The 21150-nt window shown below is 55.5% G+C and carries 18 protein-coding genes, 1 tRNA gene and 1 pseudogene; 9 read left to right on the top strand and 11 right to left on the bottom strand.

Going from position 1 to position 21150, the window contains the following annotated elements; all coding sequences use genetic code 11:
• Nucleotides 1–100: 100 nt before the first annotated feature.
• Nucleotides 101–201 (top strand) — tRNA-Asn (locus tag WCA10_RS08410).
• Nucleotides 202–503: 302 nt separating this feature from the next.
• Here WCA10_RS08410 and WCA10_RS08405 read toward each other — a convergent pair.
• Nucleotides 504–1100, bottom strand: a pseudogene (locus WCA10_RS08405) (site-specific integrase); the annotation flags it as partial.
• Between the two features lie 2165 nt (nt 1101–3265).
• On the opposite strand from WCA10_RS08405, the gene WCA10_RS08400 reads away from it, so the two are divergent.
• From WCA10_RS08400 to mug, 5 genes are all read left to right on the top strand, one after another.
• Nucleotides 3266–3547 (top strand): hypothetical protein, encoded by a 282-nt coding sequence (locus tag WCA10_RS08400; protein WP_472822059.1) that lies wholly within the window; start codon nt 3266–3268, stop codon nt 3545–3547.
• A gap of 956 nt (nt 3548–4503) precedes the next feature.
• Nucleotides 4504–5853: an ergothioneine biosynthesis protein EgtB gene (egtB, locus tag WCA10_RS08395; RefSeq protein ID WP_472822058.1), complete on the top strand. Its 1350-nt coding sequence runs from the start codon at nt 4504–4506 to the stop codon at nt 5851–5853.
• 10 nt (nt 5854–5863) lie between these two features.
• On the top strand, nt 5864–6883 hold the full coding sequence (gene egtD / locus WCA10_RS08390; RefSeq protein ID WP_472822057.1) for an L-histidine N(alpha)-methyltransferase: 1020 nt from the start codon (nt 5864–5866) through the stop codon (nt 6881–6883).
• Nucleotides 6884–6974: 91 nt separating this feature from the next.
• A complete protein-coding gene (locus tag WCA10_RS08385) occupies nt 6975–7859 on the top strand; it encodes an aldo/keto reductase (RefSeq protein ID WP_472822056.1) in 885 nt (294 codons plus the stop codon).
• The gene (mug, locus tag WCA10_RS08380) at nt 7856–8407 is read left to right on the top strand and encodes a G/U mismatch-specific DNA glycosylase (protein WP_472822055.1); all 552 of its coding nucleotides are present in this window, start codon (nt 7856–7858) and stop codon (nt 8405–8407) included. Before WCA10_RS08385 ends, mug begins: the two co-directional genes overlap by 4 nt.
• A gap of 11 nt (nt 8408–8418) precedes the next feature.
• Here mug and WCA10_RS08375 read toward each other — a convergent pair whose 3' ends face one another.
• The 7 genes from WCA10_RS08375 to WCA10_RS08345 form a co-directional block, all read right to left on the bottom strand.
• The gene (locus WCA10_RS08375) at nt 8419–8988 is read right to left on the bottom strand and encodes a DNA-3-methyladenine glycosylase (protein WP_472822086.1); all 570 of its coding nucleotides are present in this window, start codon (nt 8986–8988) and stop codon (nt 8419–8421) included.
• 131 nt (nt 8989–9119) lie between these two features.
• Nucleotides 9120–10868, bottom strand: a complete 1749-nt coding sequence (locus tag WCA10_RS08370; protein WP_472822054.1) for an FAD-dependent oxidoreductase — start codon at nt 10866–10868, stop codon at nt 9120–9122.
• Nucleotides 10869–10964: 96 nt separating this feature from the next.
• A complete protein-coding gene (locus tag WCA10_RS08365; protein WP_472822053.1) occupies nt 10965–11642 on the bottom strand; it encodes a cytidylate kinase-like family protein in 678 nt (225 codons plus the stop codon).
• Between the two features lie 11 nt (nt 11643–11653).
• Nucleotides 11654–13255, bottom strand: coding sequence for a DHA2 family efflux MFS transporter permease subunit (locus tag WCA10_RS08360; protein ID WP_472822052.1), 1602 nt, complete (start codon nt 13253–13255; stop codon nt 11654–11656).
• Complete coding sequence (locus WCA10_RS08355) at nt 13252–14520, bottom strand: HlyD family secretion protein (RefSeq protein ID WP_472822051.1); 1269 nt, start codon at nt 14518–14520, stop codon at nt 13252–13254. The genes WCA10_RS08360 and WCA10_RS08355 overlap by 4 nt, the downstream gene beginning before the upstream one ends.
• Nucleotides 14517–16058 (bottom strand): TolC family protein, encoded by a 1542-nt coding sequence (locus WCA10_RS08350; RefSeq protein WP_472822050.1) that lies wholly within the window; start codon nt 16056–16058, stop codon nt 14517–14519. The genes WCA10_RS08355 and WCA10_RS08350 overlap by 4 nt, the downstream gene beginning before the upstream one ends.
• 38 nt (nt 16059–16096) lie before the next feature.
• The gene (locus tag WCA10_RS08345; RefSeq protein WP_472822049.1) at nt 16097–16597 is read right to left on the bottom strand and encodes a cupin domain-containing protein; all 501 of its coding nucleotides are present in this window, start codon (nt 16595–16597) and stop codon (nt 16097–16099) included.
• Nucleotides 16598–16951: 354 nt separating this feature from the next.
• Here WCA10_RS08345 and WCA10_RS08340 point away from each other — a divergent pair, with 354 nt between their 5' ends.
• The 3 genes from WCA10_RS08340 (at nt 16952) to WCA10_RS08330 (ending at nt 19294) form a co-directional block, all read left to right on the top strand.
• Nucleotides 16952–17299 (top strand): DUF488 domain-containing protein, encoded by a 348-nt coding sequence (locus tag WCA10_RS08340; RefSeq protein ID WP_472822048.1) that lies wholly within the window; start codon nt 16952–16954, stop codon nt 17297–17299.
• A gap of 89 nt (nt 17300–17388) precedes the next feature.
• Complete coding sequence (locus WCA10_RS08335) at nt 17389–18483, top strand: Dyp-type peroxidase (protein ID WP_472822047.1); 1095 nt, start codon at nt 17389–17391, stop codon at nt 18481–18483.
• Nucleotides 18476–19294 (top strand): family 1 encapsulin nanocompartment shell protein, encoded by an 819-nt coding sequence (locus WCA10_RS08330; protein WP_472822046.1) that lies wholly within the window; start codon nt 18476–18478, stop codon nt 19292–19294. The genes WCA10_RS08335 and WCA10_RS08330 overlap by 8 nt, the downstream gene beginning before the upstream one ends.
• A 68-nt stretch (nt 19295–19362) precedes the next feature.
• Here the strand turns inward: WCA10_RS08330 and WCA10_RS08325 are convergent, their stop codons facing one another.
• The 3 genes from WCA10_RS08325 to WCA10_RS08315 form a co-directional block, all read right to left on the bottom strand.
• Entirely contained in the window at nt 19363–19941 is a 579-nt protein-coding gene (locus tag WCA10_RS08325; RefSeq protein WP_472822045.1) for a redoxin domain-containing protein, read from the bottom strand.
• Between the two features lie 40 nt (nt 19942–19981).
• Nucleotides 19982–20641 carry a VOC family protein gene (locus WCA10_RS08320; RefSeq protein ID WP_472822044.1) on the bottom strand — a complete coding sequence of 220 codons (660 nt, stop codon included), beginning with the start codon at nt 20639–20641 and terminating at the stop codon, nt 19982–19984.
• A 61-nt stretch (nt 20642–20702) separates the two neighbouring features.
• Nucleotides 20703–21146 (bottom strand): VOC family protein, encoded by a 444-nt coding sequence (locus WCA10_RS08315; protein WP_472822043.1) that lies wholly within the window; start codon nt 21144–21146, stop codon nt 20703–20705.
• Nucleotides 21147–21150: the final 4 nt, after the last annotated feature.

The following is a 21150-nucleotide window of genomic DNA, read 5'->3' as shown; positions in this document are numbered from 1 at the left end:
TCTGCTGTGAATCTTGTTGGCGCGGCCACAAGTCCTTCATATTTCAGCGGTTGATAGATGAGCTTATGTGCTTTTGCTATGAATGCCTTAGCGCAGCCTGTCCTCGGATGTTCTCCTGCCGGGCTTTTCAGAGTCGCAAAAAGCCGGAGCATTCGGCTGTTAACCGAAGGGTTGTAGGTTCGAGTCCTACCTGAGGAGCCAATTAGATTCTTAGACTTGCGATTCCTTACCACTCCCCGATGAACTTCAGAAACGACCGATTGTGGGGATTTTTGTGGGTACTCCCCTTCAGAATGCTGCGTAATTGTGGGTGATTCTGCGCAATCCGTTTCGGATGCTGGTTTCACCGCGCGGCCAATTCTAAAACCCTGAGCTCGATGTGGGTACCCCACAGTTTTGGCGTCATCAGACGAGCGAGAGTCCTCCGTCTCGTCTTCGGCGCCATTCGACTGTTTCTTGACGATCGATTCAAGCGCCGAACGCTTTGCTTCCATTCGAATATGACTGTAATGGCGGAGCATGCGCTTCGAGACGTGGCCCGCGATGTCCATGATCGTCTGATCGCCCGCGCCGCTTTCCGCAAGATCCGTGATGAGCGTGTGCCGGTTGTCGTGCCACCTTCCTGTCACCTTGGCGTTCCTGCGGACATTCTTCCAAGCTGTTTTGAAAGTTGTAATGGGCCGCGTTGGATCACAAGGGCGAGGCCTCCCAAACGGAAAGACGTACCACTCCGGGCGCGTCTCGCCAAACTTCTCTCGGTACCAGACCGCATATTCTCTCAAGACCGGAAGCAGCGAAGAGTTCAGCGGAATGGTTCGGCCTTCCCCGGCTTCCGTTTTGCTCTGCCCTACGACTAGATAGCCCTTCGCAAATTTGATCTGTTCCCACGTGAGCCCACGAAGCTCCGCATCTCGAACGCCCGCGTTCAATGCCAGGGTGAGTGCCAAATAGATGTGGGGAGAACGCGCGTTGGCGGCTTCGGTCAGCATCCGTTCTTTCTCTTCTGCTGTGTACGCTTTGCCGATATCGTTCCTCACTTTGAGCTTGAGCTTCTTCTTTTTCTTCAGTCGCACTCGCAATAGATCACCCAGGTCGCCCATGATGCGAAGCAAGAAACCAACCTCTTCATTCACGGTTTTTGGAGCTGCGCGTTCGACAAGGCGTTCGTTCTGGTACTTGACGATCGACGCCTCGTTCATGTCGACGAGCATTTTGTCCCCCACGAGACGCTTGATGTGCCCAATTGCGTACTCGGCGAACGTTGCCGACTGCGGAAGCCGCAACTTGTATTGCTCGAAGAACTCATCGGCGATCTCACCCATAGCGCGGACTCGTTCACGTCTGACGTCCGAAACGTTGTTGAATCCTTCTTCCAGTTCACGGCGGCGATTCTTCTCGGCCGACTTCGCCACAGTCTTCGATTCAGACTTGCTGGATTCCCGTATGCGTCGGCCAGCAAACCAGAATTCGTACCACCAAATGTCGCCACGTTGAAAAAGACTCAAAGTTCACCCCTGCGAAATTCCATCATTCAGTGAAGTGTCGATCATTCTTCTCCATCCTAATGCAACATTAGATGCCAGGGATTCTTTTGAACCGATTGAAGTTTATTCACCCAGATTTTCTCAGCAGGATATTGCTCCGCACGGACTTCACTTGGATTGGATCGTTGTCACTTTCCCCGCCGGTCGGTTGAGTCTGTTCCCAACGGGTCAACTCCTCCTCACCATAGCGCACGAGTGATCCGAACTTGTGATACTTCGGCCCACGATTTTCCAGTCGCCACCGACGCAATGTCGCGAGGCTAATTTGGGTTCGTTCTGATACTTCACATTCCGTCAGAAATCGGGAACTCATAGCGGTATGCTCCTCAATATGATTTCGCCTCGATCGCGTTTCTCGGATCCTGGAACACGTCTGAATGACTACCAAAAAGCGTTTCCAAACCTGGCAAAGCTCATTTTCAGAGATTGCCCCAAAATTCCACGGGCGTCCAAGACCTTTTTCGTCAAGACTGATGCTCGACGGGCATCAGGGAGGCACCATTAGATACTTGCGGGAATTGAACGGAGTAACGAGTTGCTCGAGGATGGTTCTCACACAGCTTTCGGGAACCTCACTCGCGACCGGGAGTCTACCGCTGGCCTTCCGTTTTGATCTGGGAATCTCGGCTTCAAATTGAGGTATTGAGGCATGAAATGCGCATCGGAACTACTAACCTCAATTTCAACCAAATTGGGTAGGCGTAGGCGCGGTTTGTGGCGATCCTGTTTCGCAAGCGGTCAAAGAGTTCGATTCTTGCCCTTCGAAGGTTGAAAGGGATCGTGTCAAAGCGAGGATATTGCCTGCCCTTCGGTGTAACGACATTGTGCAACTTCTGCTGCGATCCGAGAGTTTGCGTGCTATTGTTCCACGAACTAATCCTGTCTATGTACAAGCGCATGTCACGATGGCCAACGTCAACCGGCGAACTCTCGTAACCGCGGACTTCGGGCGCACTCATTCGGCAGTGCAATCAGTAGCTGAATGAACTGTGTTTAGCCGCGGGCCTCCGTCAAGGTTTTGTTGAGGAAAGACCGCACGGAGGAGGCTATGGATGTGTTGCAGGAAAGCATCGGGAATGGTTCGCATTCCTGGATACTTGCCGGAGTCGGGACGTAACTTCCGCACGTCGTCATCCCTGAGATCTCTAGCGGCAGCCAAGTAGTGCTGCTCCAACGCAGTAATCGAGGAGGATTGTGATTGAGATTAGCCGACGCCGTTCTTGGGAATGAGTCGGCGCCACAAGCTAGAAATCTTCGGCGCCAATGAACGCCAAACTTGTCACCAAATTCCTCGGGATCTCCACCTGAGACCAAACGATAACCGGTGGGCATTGGAGATGACCAAAAAAGTCTTGGACAGCACATCCGAGTCGGATCAATGTTACCTAAACGACCGCTTGTTGGGTGGGCGATGAGGGTGTGATTCGGCGTTCAATTCCGGGGTGGAGCGACGACGGTGCTGCGCACCGGATGAACTGTGACACTCCACCCCTGACAGGGTCGCGTTTGGAACCTTTCGGTTCCATTCGGAATCACTGCGAGGAATCAATGAGATGCGCACTTTTCCGGTTCCACCCGGAACCGGTGTTTCTTGCGTGAAATCGGAGAAAAGGATGACAGACAACGCAGCAGATACGGGCGTAGCTTTTCGGCGAATCAGAGGACGCGAACCTCGTACTCAGAGCATTGCAACGCGGTTCACTCGATCGGAGGAACGGGCGTTGCTGAAGAGGGCAGAGGCAAACGGCCAGAATCTACGTGAATGGGCCCGCGATGTTCTGCTGCATGTCCCGGAAAACGAAAGCCGCGCCGAGATGGAGATCCACATCTTCACCGAGCTTGTCGGTGTCCAGATGCTCCTAATGAATGCGCTCGACCCACTGTTGCGCGGCGAGAAGATGAACCAAGAACAACTCGCCGCTCTCTACCGCCAAGTCCAGATAACCAAGGCGGCGCGGGCCCAAGAACTCCTCACCAAGCGAAAGCTGACCAAGCAGAAATGACTATTCAGCATCGCCGCTTCGCACCTGGCTTCAACTTGACTCAAGTCCATTCGGGAGTCTTCCCGGGCTCTGCAGCGAGTTCCAAGTGTCACCGCCATCCACTGCTCCGAAGGGAACAACGCTCGTTGCCAACCCTTGAGGAGCGGAATCCCGAGTGCGTCGAAGTACCGGCATCGTACCAACGATTGGCCGCAACTTCAGTAGCTCTGAAGCAGACATTTCTTCCTTTTCGTAGCTCGACAGAAATTGCAGACGTTGATCCACGATACGACTCACTCTCGGGGCATACCGCATCATCGTGCGTAAGACCAGAGCTCAGGAACCATAGGGTTCCACGTCATATGTAACGCAGGTCCTTGGTCTGTTTTGTAACGCATCTCCCCGGTATGCTCAGGAGCTCTGCCCCTCGCGCCCGCAAGGGGTTTCCCCAGGCTTCCGCGCTGCGCTTGTGCAGCCCTCCGTTTCGCTCCGCCCTTTCCACTCCAGCTTTGCTTCGTTGCAAGGGTGGGAGATCCCCCTCCCCTTGCGCTTGCTACCCCCGCCTTCGCCAGGAGGCGTTCGGCATCTATGTACAACGCCGCCGCTCGATTCAAGAGCAAAGACCAGTGCAACAGCCCACGGAGGAAGCACCCATGAACAGCGGCGTCGCAATCAAGGCGAGCCGTTTGGCAGGCGTACTCATCAGCCGAGAGGTGTGTCAAACGAAGTCACTCCTAACGAGCCGTCATATGATCCACATCACACTCGCGCAGTCCTCCTTCATCGAAGAATCCGATGAAGAAGGAATTGTGAAGTTTGCCACTCAGGCGATAAAGTCGTCGGGGCCCAATAAAAGGTGTTAAGCCGTATAGACCAAAGTGTTGGCGATACCTTCGTCCAATTGTTTTCGCTCACTGCTTCCGGCTTAATCCAAGGACGGGAGAGAAAAGATGTGCAGCGTTCACGGCGAGGGAAGAATGGGTTCGGTCGAGAGTTGGAGCGCCGTCGATGCAGGGATGAGCGCGCGAGGTGGCGTTGCGGAATCCCCGGCGAATCATAGGGTGTCTGCTATCCACGCGAAATATAGCGCTGTCCGGTCGATGACGGATTCTCTTGTGGCAGGGTTGTCCGCAGAAGATCAGATGGTTCAGTCGTGCCCCGATGCCAGTCCTCTGAAATGGCATCAGGCCCACACGACATGGTTCTTCGAGACATTCGTTTTACGGCCCTTCCTAGCCGACTACAAACCCTTCCGGGAAGAGTTCCATTGGCTCTTCAATAGCTATTACATTTCTCTTGGAGAAGAGATTCCCGAAAAGAGACTGCGATCGTCATTTTCTCGGCCATCGCTTGGTGAGGTTGTGGCATTCCGCAAGCATGTGGACCGGGAAATGGAAAGGTTGCTTGGGCACTCAATCGATATCGAAGTATGCCGGCGCATCGTCCTGGGTCTGAATCATGAACAGCAGCATCAGGAACTGGCGCTTACCGACATCAAGCATGCATTCTTCTCCAATCCTCTCCGTCCGTCTTACCGGTCTTGTGCTCTACCGAAAGATCGAACTCGGGAAGTTACGACACTCGAATGGCACGATCACGAAGGCGGAGTGACTGAGATCGGCTATTCGCCAGATGCGGACAATCCTCTGGACTTTTCCTTTGACAATGAAACTCCCCGTCATCGGGTTTATCTCGAACCATTCCAGATCGCGAACCGCAGCGTGACGTGTCGTGAGTATCTGGAGTTCATGTCTGATGATGGATATTCGCGGCCCGGGCTCTGGCTTTCTGACGGATGGGAGCTTGTAATGCAGTTAAAGTGGGAGGCGCCGCTTTATTGGGAGCGAGACGCTGGTGATGAGACTGGCTGGCAGGTCTTTACCCTGAGGGGCTCACTTGGGCTGTCGGACCTGCTTGATACGGCGGTGTGCCACATCAGTTTCTATGAGGCTGATGCCTTTGCCAGGTGGCGCGGATGTCGGCTTCCGACAGAGGCTGAATGGGAATCCATCGCGAGCCAGGAGCCTCTGCAAGGGAATCCGCTTAATGCGGGGAGGTTGCATCCTGCAACGGCGAGCGGGGCCGCAAGCGTCGAGCAACTGTTCGGCGACTGTTGGGAATGGACAGCCAGTGCCTACACAGGCTATCCCGGATACAAATCTCTCCCGGGCGCTCTGGGCGAATACAACGGCAAATTCATGTCCGGTCAGATGATCCTCCGGGGAGGGGCGTGCGTCACTCCGGCGGATCATATTCGCGCAACCTACCGCAACTTCTTTCCCCCCGCAACGCGTTGGCAGTTTTCAGGAATACGTTTGGCAAAGTGAGGCGTCGATCGTGACTACGATTTCCCCAGCGTTAGATCTTGCGTGCCGGTCTGCTCTTGGAGCGCGCACAGAACTCATCCGAGAAGTGCAAAACGGACTTCAATCGCGCCCGCGTTCACTCAAACCGTGGATGCTTTACGACGAGTTGGGTTCACGCCTTTTCGAACAGATCACAGCGCTGTCCGAGTACTATCCGACGCGCACCGAACGTTCACTGCTCGAGAGGCGTACTGATGCGATCGTGGCATCTGCATGTGCGGATTCGCAACCGCTACGTGTTGTCGAGCTTGGCGCAGGCACGGCTTCGAAAACGTGTCTGCTGCTCGCGGCCGCTGTACGGAAGCGGATTGAAGTAATCTACATGCCTTTGGACGTCTCGGCGGACGCACTGGAGATCGCGTGCAGGGGCATTGAGAGCGCATTTCCAGAAGTACTGCTTGAGCCTGTGGTCGTTAATTACGTCGACAGTCCGCCAAAACTGGAGGACTTTGATGGCTCAACCCTCGCGCTCTATCTCGGTTCCAGCATTGGCAACTTTATGCCGCAGGAGTCGCGAACGATTCTCCGAAACATCGGTTCGCAACTACGAAACGGAGATGCGCTCGTTCTTGGAACGGATCTCGTGAAAGAGGAGTCGATCCTGATTGCTGCTTATGACGACAATGAGGGAGTGACCGCGGCGTTCAATTTGAACGTTCTGAATCGGCTCAACAATGAGCTCGGTGCGGATTTTGATCCTACCGGATTTCGGCACCGTGCCCGTTGGAATCCTGTTGCATCCCGTATCGAGATGCACCTCGAATGCGTGCGTGACCAATACGTTGAGATTGCGAGTGCTGAGCTCGAGCTTCACTTCAGAGAGGGTGAAACCATCCATACGGAAAACAGTTACAAATTTACCGACAACACTCTTGACGCGCTCCTTTCCGACTCGGGCCTCAAGATTGAGAGCACCTGGAAAGATGAGCGTAGTTGGTACGCAGTCACACTCAGCCGGCGGCTAGACGAGGATCAGTGCGATAGAAAGTAAATGTGACGCGAGTTAATGCCGAGGGGCAGTGATGATTGCAGCTTCTGATTTTCGGGCTACAAAGCTACCATTAAGCCACGGTGCAGGCCTCATGCCGGCACTTGGATTTGGCACGTTGATTGCCGACAGAGCCGAAACGATAAGCGCAACCAGAAATGCACTCGCGGCAGGGTTTCGACATTTTGACTGTGCGGAGCGGTACCGTAACGAGGGTGAAGTGGGCGAGGGATTGCGGGCGGGACTTGCCGCTGAAGGAATCGCGCGCGAAGACATCTTTGTTACTACAAAATTATGGAACACGAACCATCGGCCCGAGCGCGTGGAGCCGGCATTCGAGGCCAGTCTGGACAGGCTCCGGCTCAGCTATCTGGATCTCTACCTCATTCACACCCCTTTTGCATTTCAGCCCGGGGAGGAGCAGGATCCCCGCGATCAGAACGGAAACGTCCTGTACGACCACGGAGTGACTTTGCTCGATACCTGGCAGGCGATGGAGAGTCTAGTGGACCATGGCAGATGCCGAGCCATTGGACTTTCTGACATCACCTTGAGCGGGCTGTTACCCATCTACGAATCAGCGAGAATCAAGCCGGCGGTGATCCAAGTAGAATCACATCCATATCTGCCAGAGACTGACCTTTTGGAGTTCTGCAAGCAGAATGGCATTGTCTTTTTGGCTTTTGCGCCACTAGGCCATGGGGCCAGACCGGGGCCGCTTGAAGATCCAGTCGTTACAGCGATCGCCGCGCGAGTTGGAAAGACGCCGGCGCAGGTGCTGCTGGCGTGGGCTGTGCGAAGGGGCTCTGCTTTGCTTACCACGCCGAGAAGTGCAGCCCGCGCGGCGGAGAACTTTGACATCTGCCCCCTTCCAGAGGACGCGTTTGATGAAATCAATCGCATTCAGACCAGGCAGAGACTCAATGACGTGGTGAACACCGGCAGTCCTGGTTTCATTCCACGAGTTAGAGCCACATGAGGCCAAACAGCACCCGGAGGTCGACACTCCGACTTTCCGACTTACTCCGCAAGAACCTTGATGTCGTGTTTTGTGGGATTAATCCAGCGCTGAGCGTAGCCCGGGCGGGACACCATTTCTCGGGCCCGAATAACCGATTCTGGCGTGTCCTTTTCCTGGCGGGGTTTACTCCACGTTTGATTCGACCTGAAGACGACAGCACGATTCTTCAATACGGATGCGGTCTGACGGCTGCAGTGGAGCGACCGACTGTAAGTGCCAACGAGCTCACAAGTCATGAATTTCGGGAGGCCGCAGGGGAACTCGAACGAAAGCTTCAACGTTATTGCCCGCGGTATCTGGCGTTTCTCGGTAAACCTGCCTTTGCAGCTATCTTTCGAAAGGGAAGCGTCAACTGGGGAGAGCAGTTCATGAGGTTTGGTGGTGCTGAAGTCTGGGTCTTGCCCAATCCAAGTGGACTGAATCGGGCATTCAGTCTCCAGGAACTCATATCCGCATATCGGGAACTTCGGACCGTCTCAAAGCGAACGCACCGCGAATCGCGATAGACGCAGGGTTCTCATTTCATCGAGAGGGCTCTTGGGCCGCTAACGAAGGGGCTTCCCACCTCAAAAAATCTCAGCAACCGGCCGACCTCTCGGGTAATGCCGATCCGGGTGCTTGTGCCAATGTGCCCGGTCTTCCGAACCGCTGTGCCCAGCCAAAGTGGCCCTTCGGCGCACATGTCAATTCCATCCAGACTTCGGTCGATCTGTAATGCGAGTGCAAGCCGACCTGGCCCTCTTGCCAGGTCCGTAAGCTTGCCGGTCTTGCGGCGACGTTCCATCAAGTTGATTCCTTCAAGAGGCTCCAATGCCCGGAACAACACACCGGCACCGATGCCCGGCTCTTCAGATGAGACATTGAGCATGTAAGACACGCCATAGATCAAGTAGACGTAAGCAAAACCGTTGGCCAGGAACAAGGAGTGGTTTCGTGCCGTTTGTCCGCGGTAACCATGCCCGCTCGAGTCGCCTGGTGGGTACGCCTCCGTTTCGACAATTCGTCCGCTGATCCGGCTTCGTCCTACTTTGCGGACGATCGTCTTCCCGATAAGATACCGGGCCAGCTCCGTCGTATCGACTGGCAAGCGGGCCCGCGACAGTGGCCGGACATCTTGTTCAACGTGCAATCTCAAACTCCTTCACCCGAGTTTTCGCGATTTAGCGCTCGCGGAGAAGCAAACGCTTTGCACCGGATCTCGCTGATGCGAAATGTTCTCTAAGCTCTCGCTTCGGTCGCTTCGCCTGCTGCGCGCAGGGCTGCCAGGGCGGAGTCAGGATCTGGCGACACGTGGTTACGTGCACTGGCGAGATAGCGGTGAACATCGGAGATCACCACGGAGCCTTCGCCGACAGCCGAAGCCACGCGCTTGACCGAGTTCGCGCGGACGTCTCCGACGGCGTAGATGCCGGGGACGCTAGTCGCATATGGAGTGCTTTCAAATCCGGCGGTCCCTCCGGTGAGGATGAACCCCTTCTTGTCAAGCTGTACTGTCCCATAGAGCCAGCCTGTATTCGGCTCAGCTCCGATCATCACGAAGACGTCTTCAATCGCCTTTTGTGTGCGTTCACCCGTACTGCGGTTTACCCAGGTGACAGCCTGCAGATCAGGCTCGCCCTCAAGCGCGACAATTTCGCAGTTAGTGCACAGAGTGATGCGCGAGGAACTCTCGATGCGTGACACAAGGTACTGCGACATTGTTGCCGCAAGCGACGGCCCGCGGACGATATGGTAGACATGCCTGGCGATGCCCGAGAGGAACATGGCAGCCTGACCGGCAGAGTTGCCTCCGCCGACGACGATCACATCCTTCTCCCGGCAAAGAATCGACTCCATCGGGGTAGCCGCATAGTAGAGACCGCGGTTCTCATAGTTCTCGTAGTTCTGGACCGTCAGCTTGCGATATTGCGCCCCGGAGGCCACGACCACGGCGCGAGCGCATACGGGAATGCCGCCAGCGAGAAGCAGCTTATGGATTCCATCCACCTGCTCGACGCTCACCGTCTCTCGTGAGATCGCGAATTGAACGCCAAATTTCAACGCCTGCAATTGCGCACGGCTGGCGAGTTGCTGTCCCCCGATGCCGGTTGGAAAGCCGAGATAGTTTTCGATTTTAGAGCTTGTTCCCGCCTGGCCTCCCGGAGCCAGGCCTTCGATGACGATAGTGCAGAGCCCTTCCGATGCCGCATAAACGGCTGCCGCAAGGCCCGACGGGCCCGCACCCACGACCGCTACGTCATAGATCAGTCCGGGATCCGGTAGCTCGGTAATGCCCAACTCATCCGCAAGCTGAGGGATGGTCGGCTGGTGCATCACTCGCCCATCCGAAAGCCGTACTGCGGGTAGCCCGCTGACAGTTCCACCCGTAATTCCCGAACCGACCTCCTGGATCCTATATGGATAACTGTTGCGTACAAAGAAGCGTTGCAGTAGCGTCGTCTGTGCATCATTCGCCTGGCCCATCAGGACCACGCCGCTCGAAGCATCCCTCATAATGCCGATGCGACGCCAGACCGCTGCTTGCACGATGAGGTTTGCGATGTCGCCCTCTGCGCGCATCAACTGCCGCAGCTGGTCGTGATCAATCCGCAGCAGTCGGCTTTCACTGGTGGTGCGTGCCTCGACGACAACCCGCTGGGAGTTAAGAAGGTTAAGTTCCCCCGTGAAGTCAAACGCGCGATGCTGCCTATAGATCTTCGCCCCAGGGTTGGAAGCAGGCAGGAAAATATCGACCCCACCTTCGAGGATGACAAACATATCGATGTGCCGGTCACCATAGGTGTAGAGCGTTTCACCTGCAGGAAAGGTTTCTTCATGACCGTAGGGCTTGAGCCGCTCAATCATTTCTTCGGTAAGTCTTGGGAAAGCGAGGTCTGGACGAATATCCGTCCCCGTCCAGTCGACGACCTGTGCCTCTCTGAACCGATCAGCCTGATTTTGGTCAAGTTCTTCGCGCGCATTTTCCACTGTGGCAACCTCCCATGATCTGATCCACGAGCACTACATTTTACCGTCCCTCCCGAGGCGATAGACGGCCCACAATGAGCGGGAGATCTATGCTGTTCATTCGACCCTCGGTAGCTCTGGGATGTCGAGGGTTTCACACGCTTTTCCATCGGCATCCCGCTCGAACCGTTTGACACACTCAACGAGCATGGTCGCCGTACATGACTCCCCCGTTCCGGTATTGAACATTGCGTGGAACAAGCTGGGTTCCGGCCATTTCAGCCCGAGATACTGACGGATGAACGCGCCTCGGGCTTTGTCCGTTGTGTCGATCAGTTCGATTGCTTTTTCCTCACTTGCGCCCCGAGCGATCATCCTGCGTATCTTATGATCCCTGGGTGCGTAGAGAAACACATGAAAAGCATCCTTACGTTTGCGTAGAAAATATTGCGAGCCTCGACCAACAATTACCGACGGACCGCCAGAAAGCGCTGTCTTGACCGCTGATTCTGAGACCGCGGCGATCCGGCGCGCATCGAGGAACTGCAGCCGGTTAGTGGGCGGCAACCCTCCCTCAAACCCACCTCGAAGAAAGTCCTGGAAGAGCCTGTATACGAGGGGATCAGATCGCCATTCCCTCCGCTCGACCGCCTCTGGAGTACTTTCGGTCAGTCGCGCGATTTCCTGTGTCAACCGTTCGTCCCACAGACTCCAGCCAAGCTGGCCGGCGACCAAATTGGCAATTTCAGATCCTCCGCAGCCGAACTCTCGCTCAATTGTGATGGCATTGATCATCGCGTTCATCCTTAGCCCACTGCTACGTCTCCGCCCGCTCCCGGATCATTCTTTCTCAAGAAGAATGCGAGAACGAACATGATGGAGCAGAGCGCGCCCAAGACCCAGAAGATGTCCATATAAGACAGTGCGCCACCTTGTTGATGTACCGATCCGTAAAGTCTCGCAATCGCCTGATCGCGAGCATCCGCAGTGCGAAGTCCGGAGTGTACGATTTTCGAGCTCAATGCGTGGAATGCCAAGTGAAATTCAGGGGAATCGGGAGTGATGTGGCCGATGAGGATTTGCTGGTGGTATTGAGCCCGTCGGGCAATCATTGTGGTCACGACGGAGGTTCCGATGCTGCCGCCGATGTTACGCATGAAGTTGATCATGCCGGAGACGCTATTGCCTTTGTCCGGAGGAACTCCGTTGTAGCCCGCTGCGGTGATGGGAACAAACAGGAATCCGATTCCGATGACCTGGACTACGCGCAGCCACATCGCAAAACGGAAGCTGACGAACAAATTAATTTCGTGAGCGCAATAGAAGAGTCCGATAGCAAGGCATAGCCATCCCGTCGCGATCAGCCATCTGGCTTCAATCTTTGATGTAAGCCGTCCAACAACGGGCATCATTACAAGCAGGACGACTCCGCCTCCGGATAGGACGAGTCCTGCAAGCTCTGAGGTGTAACCCATCAAGGTCTGCAGGAATTCCGGAATCAGGACCAGGGTGCTGAAGAGCATAAAGCCCATCATGAACATCATTAAATTCGCCGCCGCGAAATTGAAACTCCTGAACATGCGGACATCAATGATAGGCTGTTCGCGGAACCATTCCCAAATAACCAGTGAGATCAGGCAAACGGCTGCGGTGATCGCCAGGGTCGTGATGAAGTGCGAGCCGAACCAATCGTCTTCCTGTCCCTTGTCCAAAACCACCTGCAGCGATCCAACTCCAAGCACCAACAATGGAATTCCGATGTAATCCACCCGAATGCCTCCGCTCTTTAAACGATGCAGGAATGGCGGATCTTCGACCAGGGTGTGAGTCAAATACAGAGCCACAAGGACCACGGGCAACGTGATGAAAAATATCCAGCGCCAGGAATAGTTATCTGTAATCCAGCCTCCCAGCATGGGGCCGATTGTGGGAGCAAGAACTGCAGTTATGCCGTAGACAGCGAACGCTGAGCCTCGCTGCTCTGGAGGGAAGGTGTCGTTAAGAATCGCTTGTGCCATGGGCTGCAATCCACCGCCGCCGATGCCTTGCACAGCTCGAAAGAACAGCAATAGCGGGAGGCTCGGGGCCAGCCCGCAGAGCAGTGAACTCAACGTGAAGATGGTAAGGGAGATCATGAAATATCGTTTGCGGCCGATCATCTCCGCGAGCCATCCGCTGATTGGTAGCACGATCGCGTTTGCGGCGAGGTACGAGGTAAGTACCCAAGTGCTGTCGTCATAGCTAGCTCCGACGTCTCCGGCGATATAAGGCAATGCCACGTTGGCAACGCTGGTATCCAGAACCTCTATAAACGCTGCCATCGACACCGTCGCGGCAATCGCCCATGGATTTACCTTGGGACGCCAGACCACCTGCTCGGAAGGAAGAGTCAGCGATGCGGCGGTCATCGCAAATACACTTTCGCTTCGACGTTCATTCCCGGCCGGAGCTGGCGATCGCGATTTTCGCCCGGATCGAGGACTATCTTTACTGGGACCCGCTGAACGATTTTCACGTAGTTGCCCGTAGCATTCTCAGGTGGCAACAAGCTGAAGATGGGGCCTGTTGCTCCCGCGATGCTGTCCACATGCCCGTGATAAGTGCGACCGTTAGAATCGAGGTCAATCTCTGCTTTCTGGCCCACACGCATACGTTTGAGCTGAGTCTCCTTGAAATTCGCGGTAATCCACACCTGATCCAGAGGAACGACCGTGAGCAGCTGTTCTCCGGGGTCGACATTCAATCCGACGACAACTTTCTTCGTGACTTCCCCGGCTGCGGGCGCCAATATCCTGGTGTATCCCAGATTGAGCTGTGCCTGCTCGACAGCGGCACTTTTCTGCTTTACATCGGCCATCGCTGAATACGCTTTGTCTCGCGTTGAGGTAACGCGTTGCGGCCCGGCTTGCGCATCTTCGTAGTGTGCCTCGGCCTCAGCGAGGCGACTGTGCGCTTCCTGAATGGCCTGCTGAGCTGCAGCTTCGTCAGCTTCTGCAGCAGCCACGGCGGCCACATCAGTCGCTGCGGCGGCATAAGCATGATCGTAGGTTTGCTTCGGCACCTCTTCCTTCGCGAGAAGCAAGCGATAGCGAGTGACGTCATCTTGAGCCTTCATATTTTCCGCTCGTGCTTCCAAAATGCGAGCATGGGCGGCTGCGGCCTGCTTTTCAGCGGCCTCGATCGCAGCTTCCGCGTTTTTGATATTCGAGGCTGCGGATTTCAATTGGCTTGACGTAACGACGGAAGATATGGGCACGTCGATATTCGAACTTTTCGCAGAGGCCTCTGAAGTCTCCAGCGTAGCCTGCGCTCGTGCCAATGCTACTTCATAGTCTTTGGGATCGATTTCCACGAGGGGCGAGCCTTCATCCACCCATTGGTTGTCTTCAACGTGGACTTTCTGAACATATCCAGAGACGCGAGCGCTGACAGGATAAAGATGGGCGTCCACCTGAGCATCGTCAGTGGATTCGAAGCCGGAGAGATAGTGCCAGAGGAATACTCCAGCAACGACCAGAACAACGAAAGCGGCAAGAAATATCCAGCGTTTGTGGGAATGCTTCCTCGGAAAGGCCGAAATTGATGGGTCAGCTGCGTCGGCGTTGTTCCCTGGTGCATTTGGCGGAGATTCTAGCAGTGGATTCGTCGCCGGATTTTGCTCAGCCGAGTTCATTTTCCCTCCACGTATTCAGCAAAATGTAATTCCGCTACGCCTGTCGCCCTCGCCAGAGATATTTTCGCGAGGTTGTGGCTATACACACTGGCAATGTAAGCGTCGTTAGCGATCGCCAGCGCGTCCTGCGCTTGAACGACTTCAATGTTGTCTGTAACTCCCGAAGCGAATCGATCTCGGGACTGCTCTAAATTCTGTGTGGCCAGCGCTACCGCGCTTCTTTCGACAGACACTTCCTGCGCGGACGCCTCAAGATCGAGGTAAGCGTCGCGAACCTCCTGATCGATTCTGGCTCGTAAGTCCTCCAGCCGCTCTCTTTCTGCGGTTAGCGAGGCGTCGGCTCTGAGAACGTCCCCGTGTACTCTCCCGCCTTGGAAAATGGGAATGCGGAGTGTGGCGGCTGCATTAACGGTGCCATGCGATGAGCCCGGGTTGACTCCAGAGAGACCATAGTCGGCATCTGCACCCAACGATGGATAGCGCTCAGCAGTGGCGGCCTTTCTCGAGAGTTCAGCAGATCGAACCCGATTCACCTGACTCTGAAAATCAGAACGAGTCTTGTACGCGCTTGCGAGGGCTTCATCGAGACTCGAAGTCGTCAGCTGCTGATAAGGCAAGTGGGTGGTTATCTCGAGTTGCTGACCTATAGGGAGCCCGACAGCTCGGGCCAATACCAGCTTTTCTTTTGCCAGATCGTTTTGGGCGACAATCAACTTCTGCTCGCGTGATTGCAGTTGCACCTGTGAGCGCAGGACGTCCACGGCCGAAGCAAGGCCGGCGGACTTCTGGTCCGCTGTCTGCTGATAAAGTGCCTTCGCGGTATCCCGTTGCGATCTTGCTGACTCGACCTCCGACTGATCTGCGACAACCAGCAAGTAGTTGGAGACGATGACAAGGACAACAAGCTCGCGAGCATCTCTGGAACTGAACTCCGCCGACTTTAACTGCGCGTTCGAAGATCGCGCTTGCTCGATGTATGACCAATCCAAAACGGATTGCCGGAGATAAGCCCGCGAGTCAAAATAGCCGAATGGACCAATGATCCGAGGTTTTCCGGGAATGGAAATACCGAGGGTTGCCCTCACGTTGATTTGATGAACCCCGAAGCCTGTATCAGTGACAATATTCGGAAGCAACTGGCTCAGCGCCTGCCATCGCTGCCCCTCCGCGTCGGTAATTGCATCCGAGGCCAACTCTCCGCCGAGGTTTTGCTTGAGTCCGAGGGCGACGGCGCCTTCCAGAGAAAGCTCCACCGGAGTTGAACTGAGTTTTCCTCCGGGAACTCCTCCCAGGTATGGATTCTGCGAGAGAGCTTGATAGCCGTTCTGCCGGGCTTGAACGGCTTCGCGCGGTGCCCCTGTCACGTCGGCCAAAGCAACCGGGTTGTACGGCGCTGGCGTAGCAGGCGCGCCGTACTGGGCTAACGCAGTCAGTCCACCAAGCAGCTGAGCACCGAGCAGGATCGCTCTAGCCCAGGTTCGAAGCCCCATCGCAAATCCTTTCCTGGCGTCACTGAAGGCGATGAATGAAGCACACATTTTTGACAACTCTTCGCAGTGGGCACGAGCCCGAAGTTTCAAGCAGTTTTGTTCCGCGGATCGTCCTTCGGCTTGAGGTAATCAATTCCGAGTGGCCCGATCGCCGTGATTTGAGTAATGTATTCACTGGATTTCGCCCAGTGAAAGTGCGACGTGTTGCCCGGTAGCACAATGACGGCGCCAGGTGGGTAAGCCTCCAACTTATCGGCATCGAATTGATCCCCTAATCCGATATAGAAGACCCCCGATAGCACTGTGTAGACTCGATCCTCCGGGTGCCTGTGCGGCATCAACTTGACACCGCGTGGAACTTTGACCCTGATCGTGTACGGGCCGCGCTCTGAAGGCGTGCCAACAACAACAGCCAGACGTACCGAAGGTGGAAAAGCCGGGAATGGCTTCCAGTCAATTTCCTCAGGCAGAGTAGATTTGAAAGCCGATTCGCCTGGCTGGTGCGGCTGAGCCATACCTTCTGGCGCTTCGCCTTTGCTCTCCTTTTCCTGCCGAACTGTTTCGTGCTCGATGATCACTTCGCTCATAATCGCTCCCCTTGAAAAACTCGACTTCAACGCGATCAGTACGTCCCTCGCGCTATTGCGATTAAGCTCGAATCGTGGAAGCGAAACAATCGGACTAAGGTATCGACGATACCTTCGTATCGACTCCTCGTGGAAGTCGTCGGTGTTCAAGAAACCGGTTCAACGAGACGAATTCAAGTGAGCTATGAATGTGATGGTTGGTGCCTCGGCTCAGACCCATATGACTCAACTCTCGTGAGGTTGATTGACCGATACCAAAGTGTGACCGATACTATCGTCCAATTGTTTGAATCCCGCATTGTTGTTGAGATTGCCTGTGGAGTCCCGCATTGACTCGGGACCGTGAGGTGTTCGTTGAAGGTTGAAATCAAGCGAGTGTATGAAGACCCTGGCCGCGCGGATGGGATGCGGATACTTGTCGACCGGTTGTGGCCACGGGGCCTTTCCAAAGAGAGGGCGCGGGTCGATCTTTGGCTCAAGGACATCGCGCCAAGCACCGAGCTTCGCAAGTGGTTCAGCCATGATCCGAGCAAGTGGACCCAGTTTCAAGCCCGCTACCGTCAGGAGCTGAAATCGGAGACTGATTTACTTGATGTTCTGAAAGCGAAGGCAGCAAAGGGGCCCATTACGCTGCTTTATGGAGCGAAAGATGAAGTCCACAACGAAGCTGTCGTCCTGCGGTCACTGCTTCAGCCGAAATGAGAAAGTTTGTCGTGGGAGATTTATGGCTTCTTTCGCGGTCAGGATATAGTTCTCTTGACGGCAATTCTTTCTTGCAGGTAGCGAATTGAATGGCATCGGACCCGCAAACAACGCAGGCTTCGGCAGCATTGACTCTCCCGCAGCTCGTTTCGTCTCCGCTCACGAGAGTTGCAATTTTTCTTGTGGTCACAATCAATCCCGGAGACGATCATCGGGCAACTGTTCTTTCCCTCTGTGCGGATCTCTCCGCGCTTCTTCGAGGTGTTGGTTTTCGCAATCTCGAAGGTGCCTTGTCGTGCATCATGGGGATCGGTTCCGATGCCTGGGACCGTCTCTTCGGCTCGCCGCGTCCAGCCGAACTTCATCCCTTTCGTGAGATTCGTTCAGGCCCTCGCCATGCTGTCTCCACCGCGGGCGACTTGATCTTTCACATTCGCGCCAAGCAGATGGATTTGTGTTTTGAGCTGGCCGCGCAGATTATGACTCGTCTCAACGGCGCCGTGAGCACCGCCGATGAGGTCCAGGGTTTTCGTTACTTTGACCAGCGGGATGTGCTCGGCTTCGTGGACGGCACCGAGAATCCCGCGGGAAACGCGGCTGCCGACGCCGTCTTCATTGGCGGCGAAGATCCGGCCTTCGCCGGCGGAAGTTACGTCATCGTCCAGAAGTACTTTCACAATCTCGAAGCCTGGAACAATCTCTCTACCGAAGCTCAGGAGAAGATCATCGGGCGCTCAAAAGTCTCTGATATTGAACTGGACGATTCCATCAAGCCCATGTCTGCACACAATGCCCTCACCGTGATCGAGAAGAACGGCAATGAAGTAAAAATCCTGCGCGATAATATGCCGTTCGGGAGCCCTGGGCGCGGTGAGTTTGGCACGTATTTCATCGGGTACAGTCGCTCGCCCCGCACGATCGAAGAAATGCTCGAAAACATGTTCGTCGGGCGGCCGCCGGGCAACTATGATCGCATCCTCGACTTCAGCACCCCGGTCACTGGATGCCTATTCTTCATACCCACGTCCACGTTTCTCGACAGTATTTCCCCTGACCAGCCGGTGCACGCCGCGCAGGATTCCGCACCGATCTCGGCACAAAGTGAAACCGGCGCGAACTCCGTGGGAAGGAAGAATGGTTCTCTCGGAATAGGTTCTCTCAAAGGAGAAAACTTCAATGAATAACTTGTATCGCGAGCTGGCACCGATTTCTACGGCGGCGTGGGCTCAAATTGAAGAAGAAACCTCACGCACCATTAAGCGCTATCTTGCCGGTCGCCGCGTTGCGGATGTTCACGGCCCTGAGGGCGCAGCGTTGGCTGCAGTGGGCACAGGCCATCAGCGTGCTATCGAGGCGCCCGGAGACGGTGTGACCGCTCAACAGCGCGAAGCAAGATCTCTTGTCGAGATTCGCGTTCCATTCGATCTCGATCGGAATATGGTTGACGACGTAGAACGCGGTGCAAATGACTCTGATTGGCAACCCGCAAAGGACGCTGCGCGCAAACTCGCCTTTGCCGAAGACCGCGCCATCTTCGAAGGCTACGCTGCCGCCGGAATAGTAGGGATCAGGCAGGGCACCAGTAATCCCAAAAAATCACTTCCCGTTGACGTTCGCAAGTATCCAGAAGCCTTTGCGGAGGCCTTGAGCCAGTTGCGTCTCGTCGGCGTCAACGGCCCGTACTCCATCCTGCTCAGCGCCGATGCTTATACCGAACTCGCCGAGACGAGTGATTACGGGTACCCGGTTCTCGAGCATGTGAAGCGCCTGGTCGATGGTCAAATCATCTGGGCGCCGTCAATCGAGGGCGCCTTCGTCGTCACTACTCGAGGCGGTGACTTCGATCTTCACCTCGGGCAGGACATCTCCATCGGGTACTCGAGTCACACTGAAACCACTGTTCGACTCTATTTGCAGGAGACGTTTACCTTCCTTTATCTGACGTCTGAATCTGCCGTGGCTTTCGATCCGCCGAGCAAACCGCCTTCGTCATAATGCGCGCTGTGCATGACTATAGGTGAGACAGGCGCGTCTTGGACTCGTTCTCCCAGGGGATGAGCCGCTCACAATTTGGCGCGTTTATTCCACCCGTGGAAATTTGAGAAATCACCGGAGTTCCAGGCTTCACGGAGTCCAGGTTTGCCTAGATCCCAGTCCGGCCGAATTTCACTGGTGACGGCACGCAGGTCTCGCCACAAATCTGCGATCGACGGACGGCCCCAAAACCAATAGCCGTTATAAATCTTGTGAATCACCAGGCCCGGCTTGAGGACGAGTGTGTGCGGAACCATCGGATTGTGCTCGGGATCCGTGTACTCCTGGATGTCGAGGTCCTTCTGAATGATTCGGCCAGGGTCGGAAAGAAAGGTCCATTGGGCTCCGACCGATGCACGAAACTCCTGGAGCGTGTGGTGGTCATCCGTAGAGATCGTGGCAATCTGTGTGTAGGCCACGGCGAACTTGGGGTAAAACCCGGCTAGTTCCAGATGCTGCTGGTGCTCCTTTGGACAGTAGTGGCCGCGGGCGAGCGTAAGCACCAGCGGGTCGTCTCCCTGGAGTTCGCTGAGCTTGCGCAGTGTGCCCATGTGATCCGGCAGTTGGTAGTCGGGGAAATGGCCTCCGGGCAAAATGTCGGAACGCATGATTGACTCCTTCTATTTCGGGAACTCTGTGCCGTGCTGTTCAGAAGTCACGAAACTGGCGTACCAGTCCGGCCAGTTTTTGTCGGATTTGCCCCGTCAGTGCTTCATGTTGACCGTGCGCTGTCTCAGCCCTGCGCAATGCGTCGGCCAAGTCATTCGGTGACGCGTAGGTCGTTGCTTCCGCTTCAATTCTCCCGGGCAAGCGCGTCGTGATCTCCTGCAGCAGCCAGCTGTTGCCATCCGGGTCACTAAATGTTGCAAAAGAGCTGTAGCTGGCGTGATCTGGCGCTGGTCCGCTGACGCGACCGCTGTCGCCCACGGGCTGGAACTGAGCACCCGGCGTCACAGCATGGAACACGTCGCTAACCTCGACTCCGCGCGCGACGAGTTCCTCGCGTGCGGCGGCAATGTCGGAGACGATGAGGTAGGTGCCCTGGATCGAGCCGGGCGCAACCGAAGTGATCTTCACGCCAAATTGCACGGAACAGCCGGAACCGGGTGCCGTGAACTGAACGACTCGGAAACCATTATCGAACTTGAAGTCGGCATCGAGTCGCCAGCCGAGCTTGGCGTAAAACTCCTTGGCGCGGTCAACATCAGAAACCGGGATGACCACTACCTCCAGGTTCATTTCCACTTTTGCGAGACCGGGCGCCGTGAGCTTTTCGTAACTGTGAACTCCACTGACGGGTGCCATCATTCCCTCCTATTTGAGTGGGACATCCGTAAACGTTCGCGTCTGCATCCGGCCCGGTCGGGCATTACCCGTAAGTAAGGTTCGTGCTCTGTCCAACCTCGATAATGTAGCCGTCGGGATCGCGGATGTAACAGCGGATCTCGCCGTATTTGGGGATCGGCTCCGTGATGAACTCCGCTCCTCGACTTTTCCATAGTTCATAGCACGCCTGAATATCCGCAACGCGGAAATTCATGAAGCTGTTGATGTGATTCGGGTCGGGGGTGCTGAGCGTTACTGTCGGCTTGTCCGGAGTCGGCCCGCCCCCAACGTTCAGAATCATCCAGATATTCGCAAGCTGAAGGTACCCAGGCGCGTTGCCGTCGCCTCTGCTGAGAATGCGACCGCCGAAGACCTTCTCGTAGTAATCGAGCGATCGGTTGATGTCCGTCACGGTGAGAAAACACGCGATGCTGATCCCATCCTTCGGGGGCATCTCATAGCTTTTCTGTTCCACTTGTACGCTCATTGAC

It is taken from the genome of Occallatibacter sp., from assembly GCF_049582745.1.
GTDB lineage: Bacteria > Acidobacteriota > Terriglobia > Terriglobales > Acidobacteriaceae > Telmatobacter.
Note: the sequence above shows the minus strand (reverse complement) of the source record. Positions and strands in the feature narration are given on the sequence as shown.

What these genes read in the sequence shown, in the direction of transcription:
- WCA10_RS08315 (WP_472822043.1), bottom strand. Translation starts at nt 21,146, where the DNA reads ATGAGCGTACAAGTGGAACAGAAAAGCTATGAGATGCCCCCGAAGGAT.
- WCA10_RS08345 (WP_472822049.1), bottom strand. Translation starts at nt 16,597, where the DNA reads ATGAGCGAAGTGATCATCGAGCACGAAACAGTTCGGCAGGAAAAGGAG.
- egtB (WP_472822058.1), top strand. Translation starts at nt 4,504, where the DNA reads ATGGGTTCGGTCGAGAGTTGGAGCGCCGTCGATGCAGGGATGAGCGCG.
- WCA10_RS08360 (WP_472822052.1), bottom strand. Translation starts at nt 13,255, where the DNA reads ATGACCGCCGCATCGCTGACTCTTCCTTCCGAGCAGGTGGTCTGGCGT.
- WCA10_RS08350 (WP_472822050.1), bottom strand. Translation starts at nt 16,058, where the DNA reads ATGTGTGCTTCATTCATCGCCTTCAGTGACGCCAGGAAAGGATTTGCG.
- WCA10_RS08355 (WP_472822051.1), bottom strand. Translation starts at nt 14,520, where the DNA reads ATGAACTCGGCTGAGCAAAATCCGGCGACGAATCCACTGCTAGAATCT.
- mug (WP_472822055.1), top strand. Translation starts at nt 7,856, where the DNA reads ATGAGGCCAAACAGCACCCGGAGGTCGACACTCCGACTTTCCGACTTA.
- WCA10_RS08330 (WP_472822046.1), top strand. Translation starts at nt 18,476, where the DNA reads ATGAATAACTTGTATCGCGAGCTGGCACCGATTTCTACGGCGGCGTGG.
- WCA10_RS08320 (WP_472822044.1), bottom strand. Translation starts at nt 20,641, where the DNA reads ATGATGGCACCCGTCAGTGGAGTTCACAGTTACGAAAAGCTCACGGCG.
- WCA10_RS08325 (WP_472822045.1), bottom strand. Translation starts at nt 19,941, where the DNA reads ATGCGTTCCGACATTTTGCCCGGAGGCCATTTCCCCGACTACCAACTG.
- WCA10_RS08335 (WP_472822047.1), top strand. Translation starts at nt 17,389, where the DNA reads ATGGCATCGGACCCGCAAACAACGCAGGCTTCGGCAGCATTGACTCTC.
- WCA10_RS08385 (WP_472822056.1), top strand. Translation starts at nt 6,975, where the DNA reads ATGCCGGCACTTGGATTTGGCACGTTGATTGCCGACAGAGCCGAAACG.
- WCA10_RS08365 (WP_472822053.1), bottom strand. Translation starts at nt 11,642, where the DNA reads ATGATCAATGCCATCACAATTGAGCGAGAGTTCGGCTGCGGAGGATCT.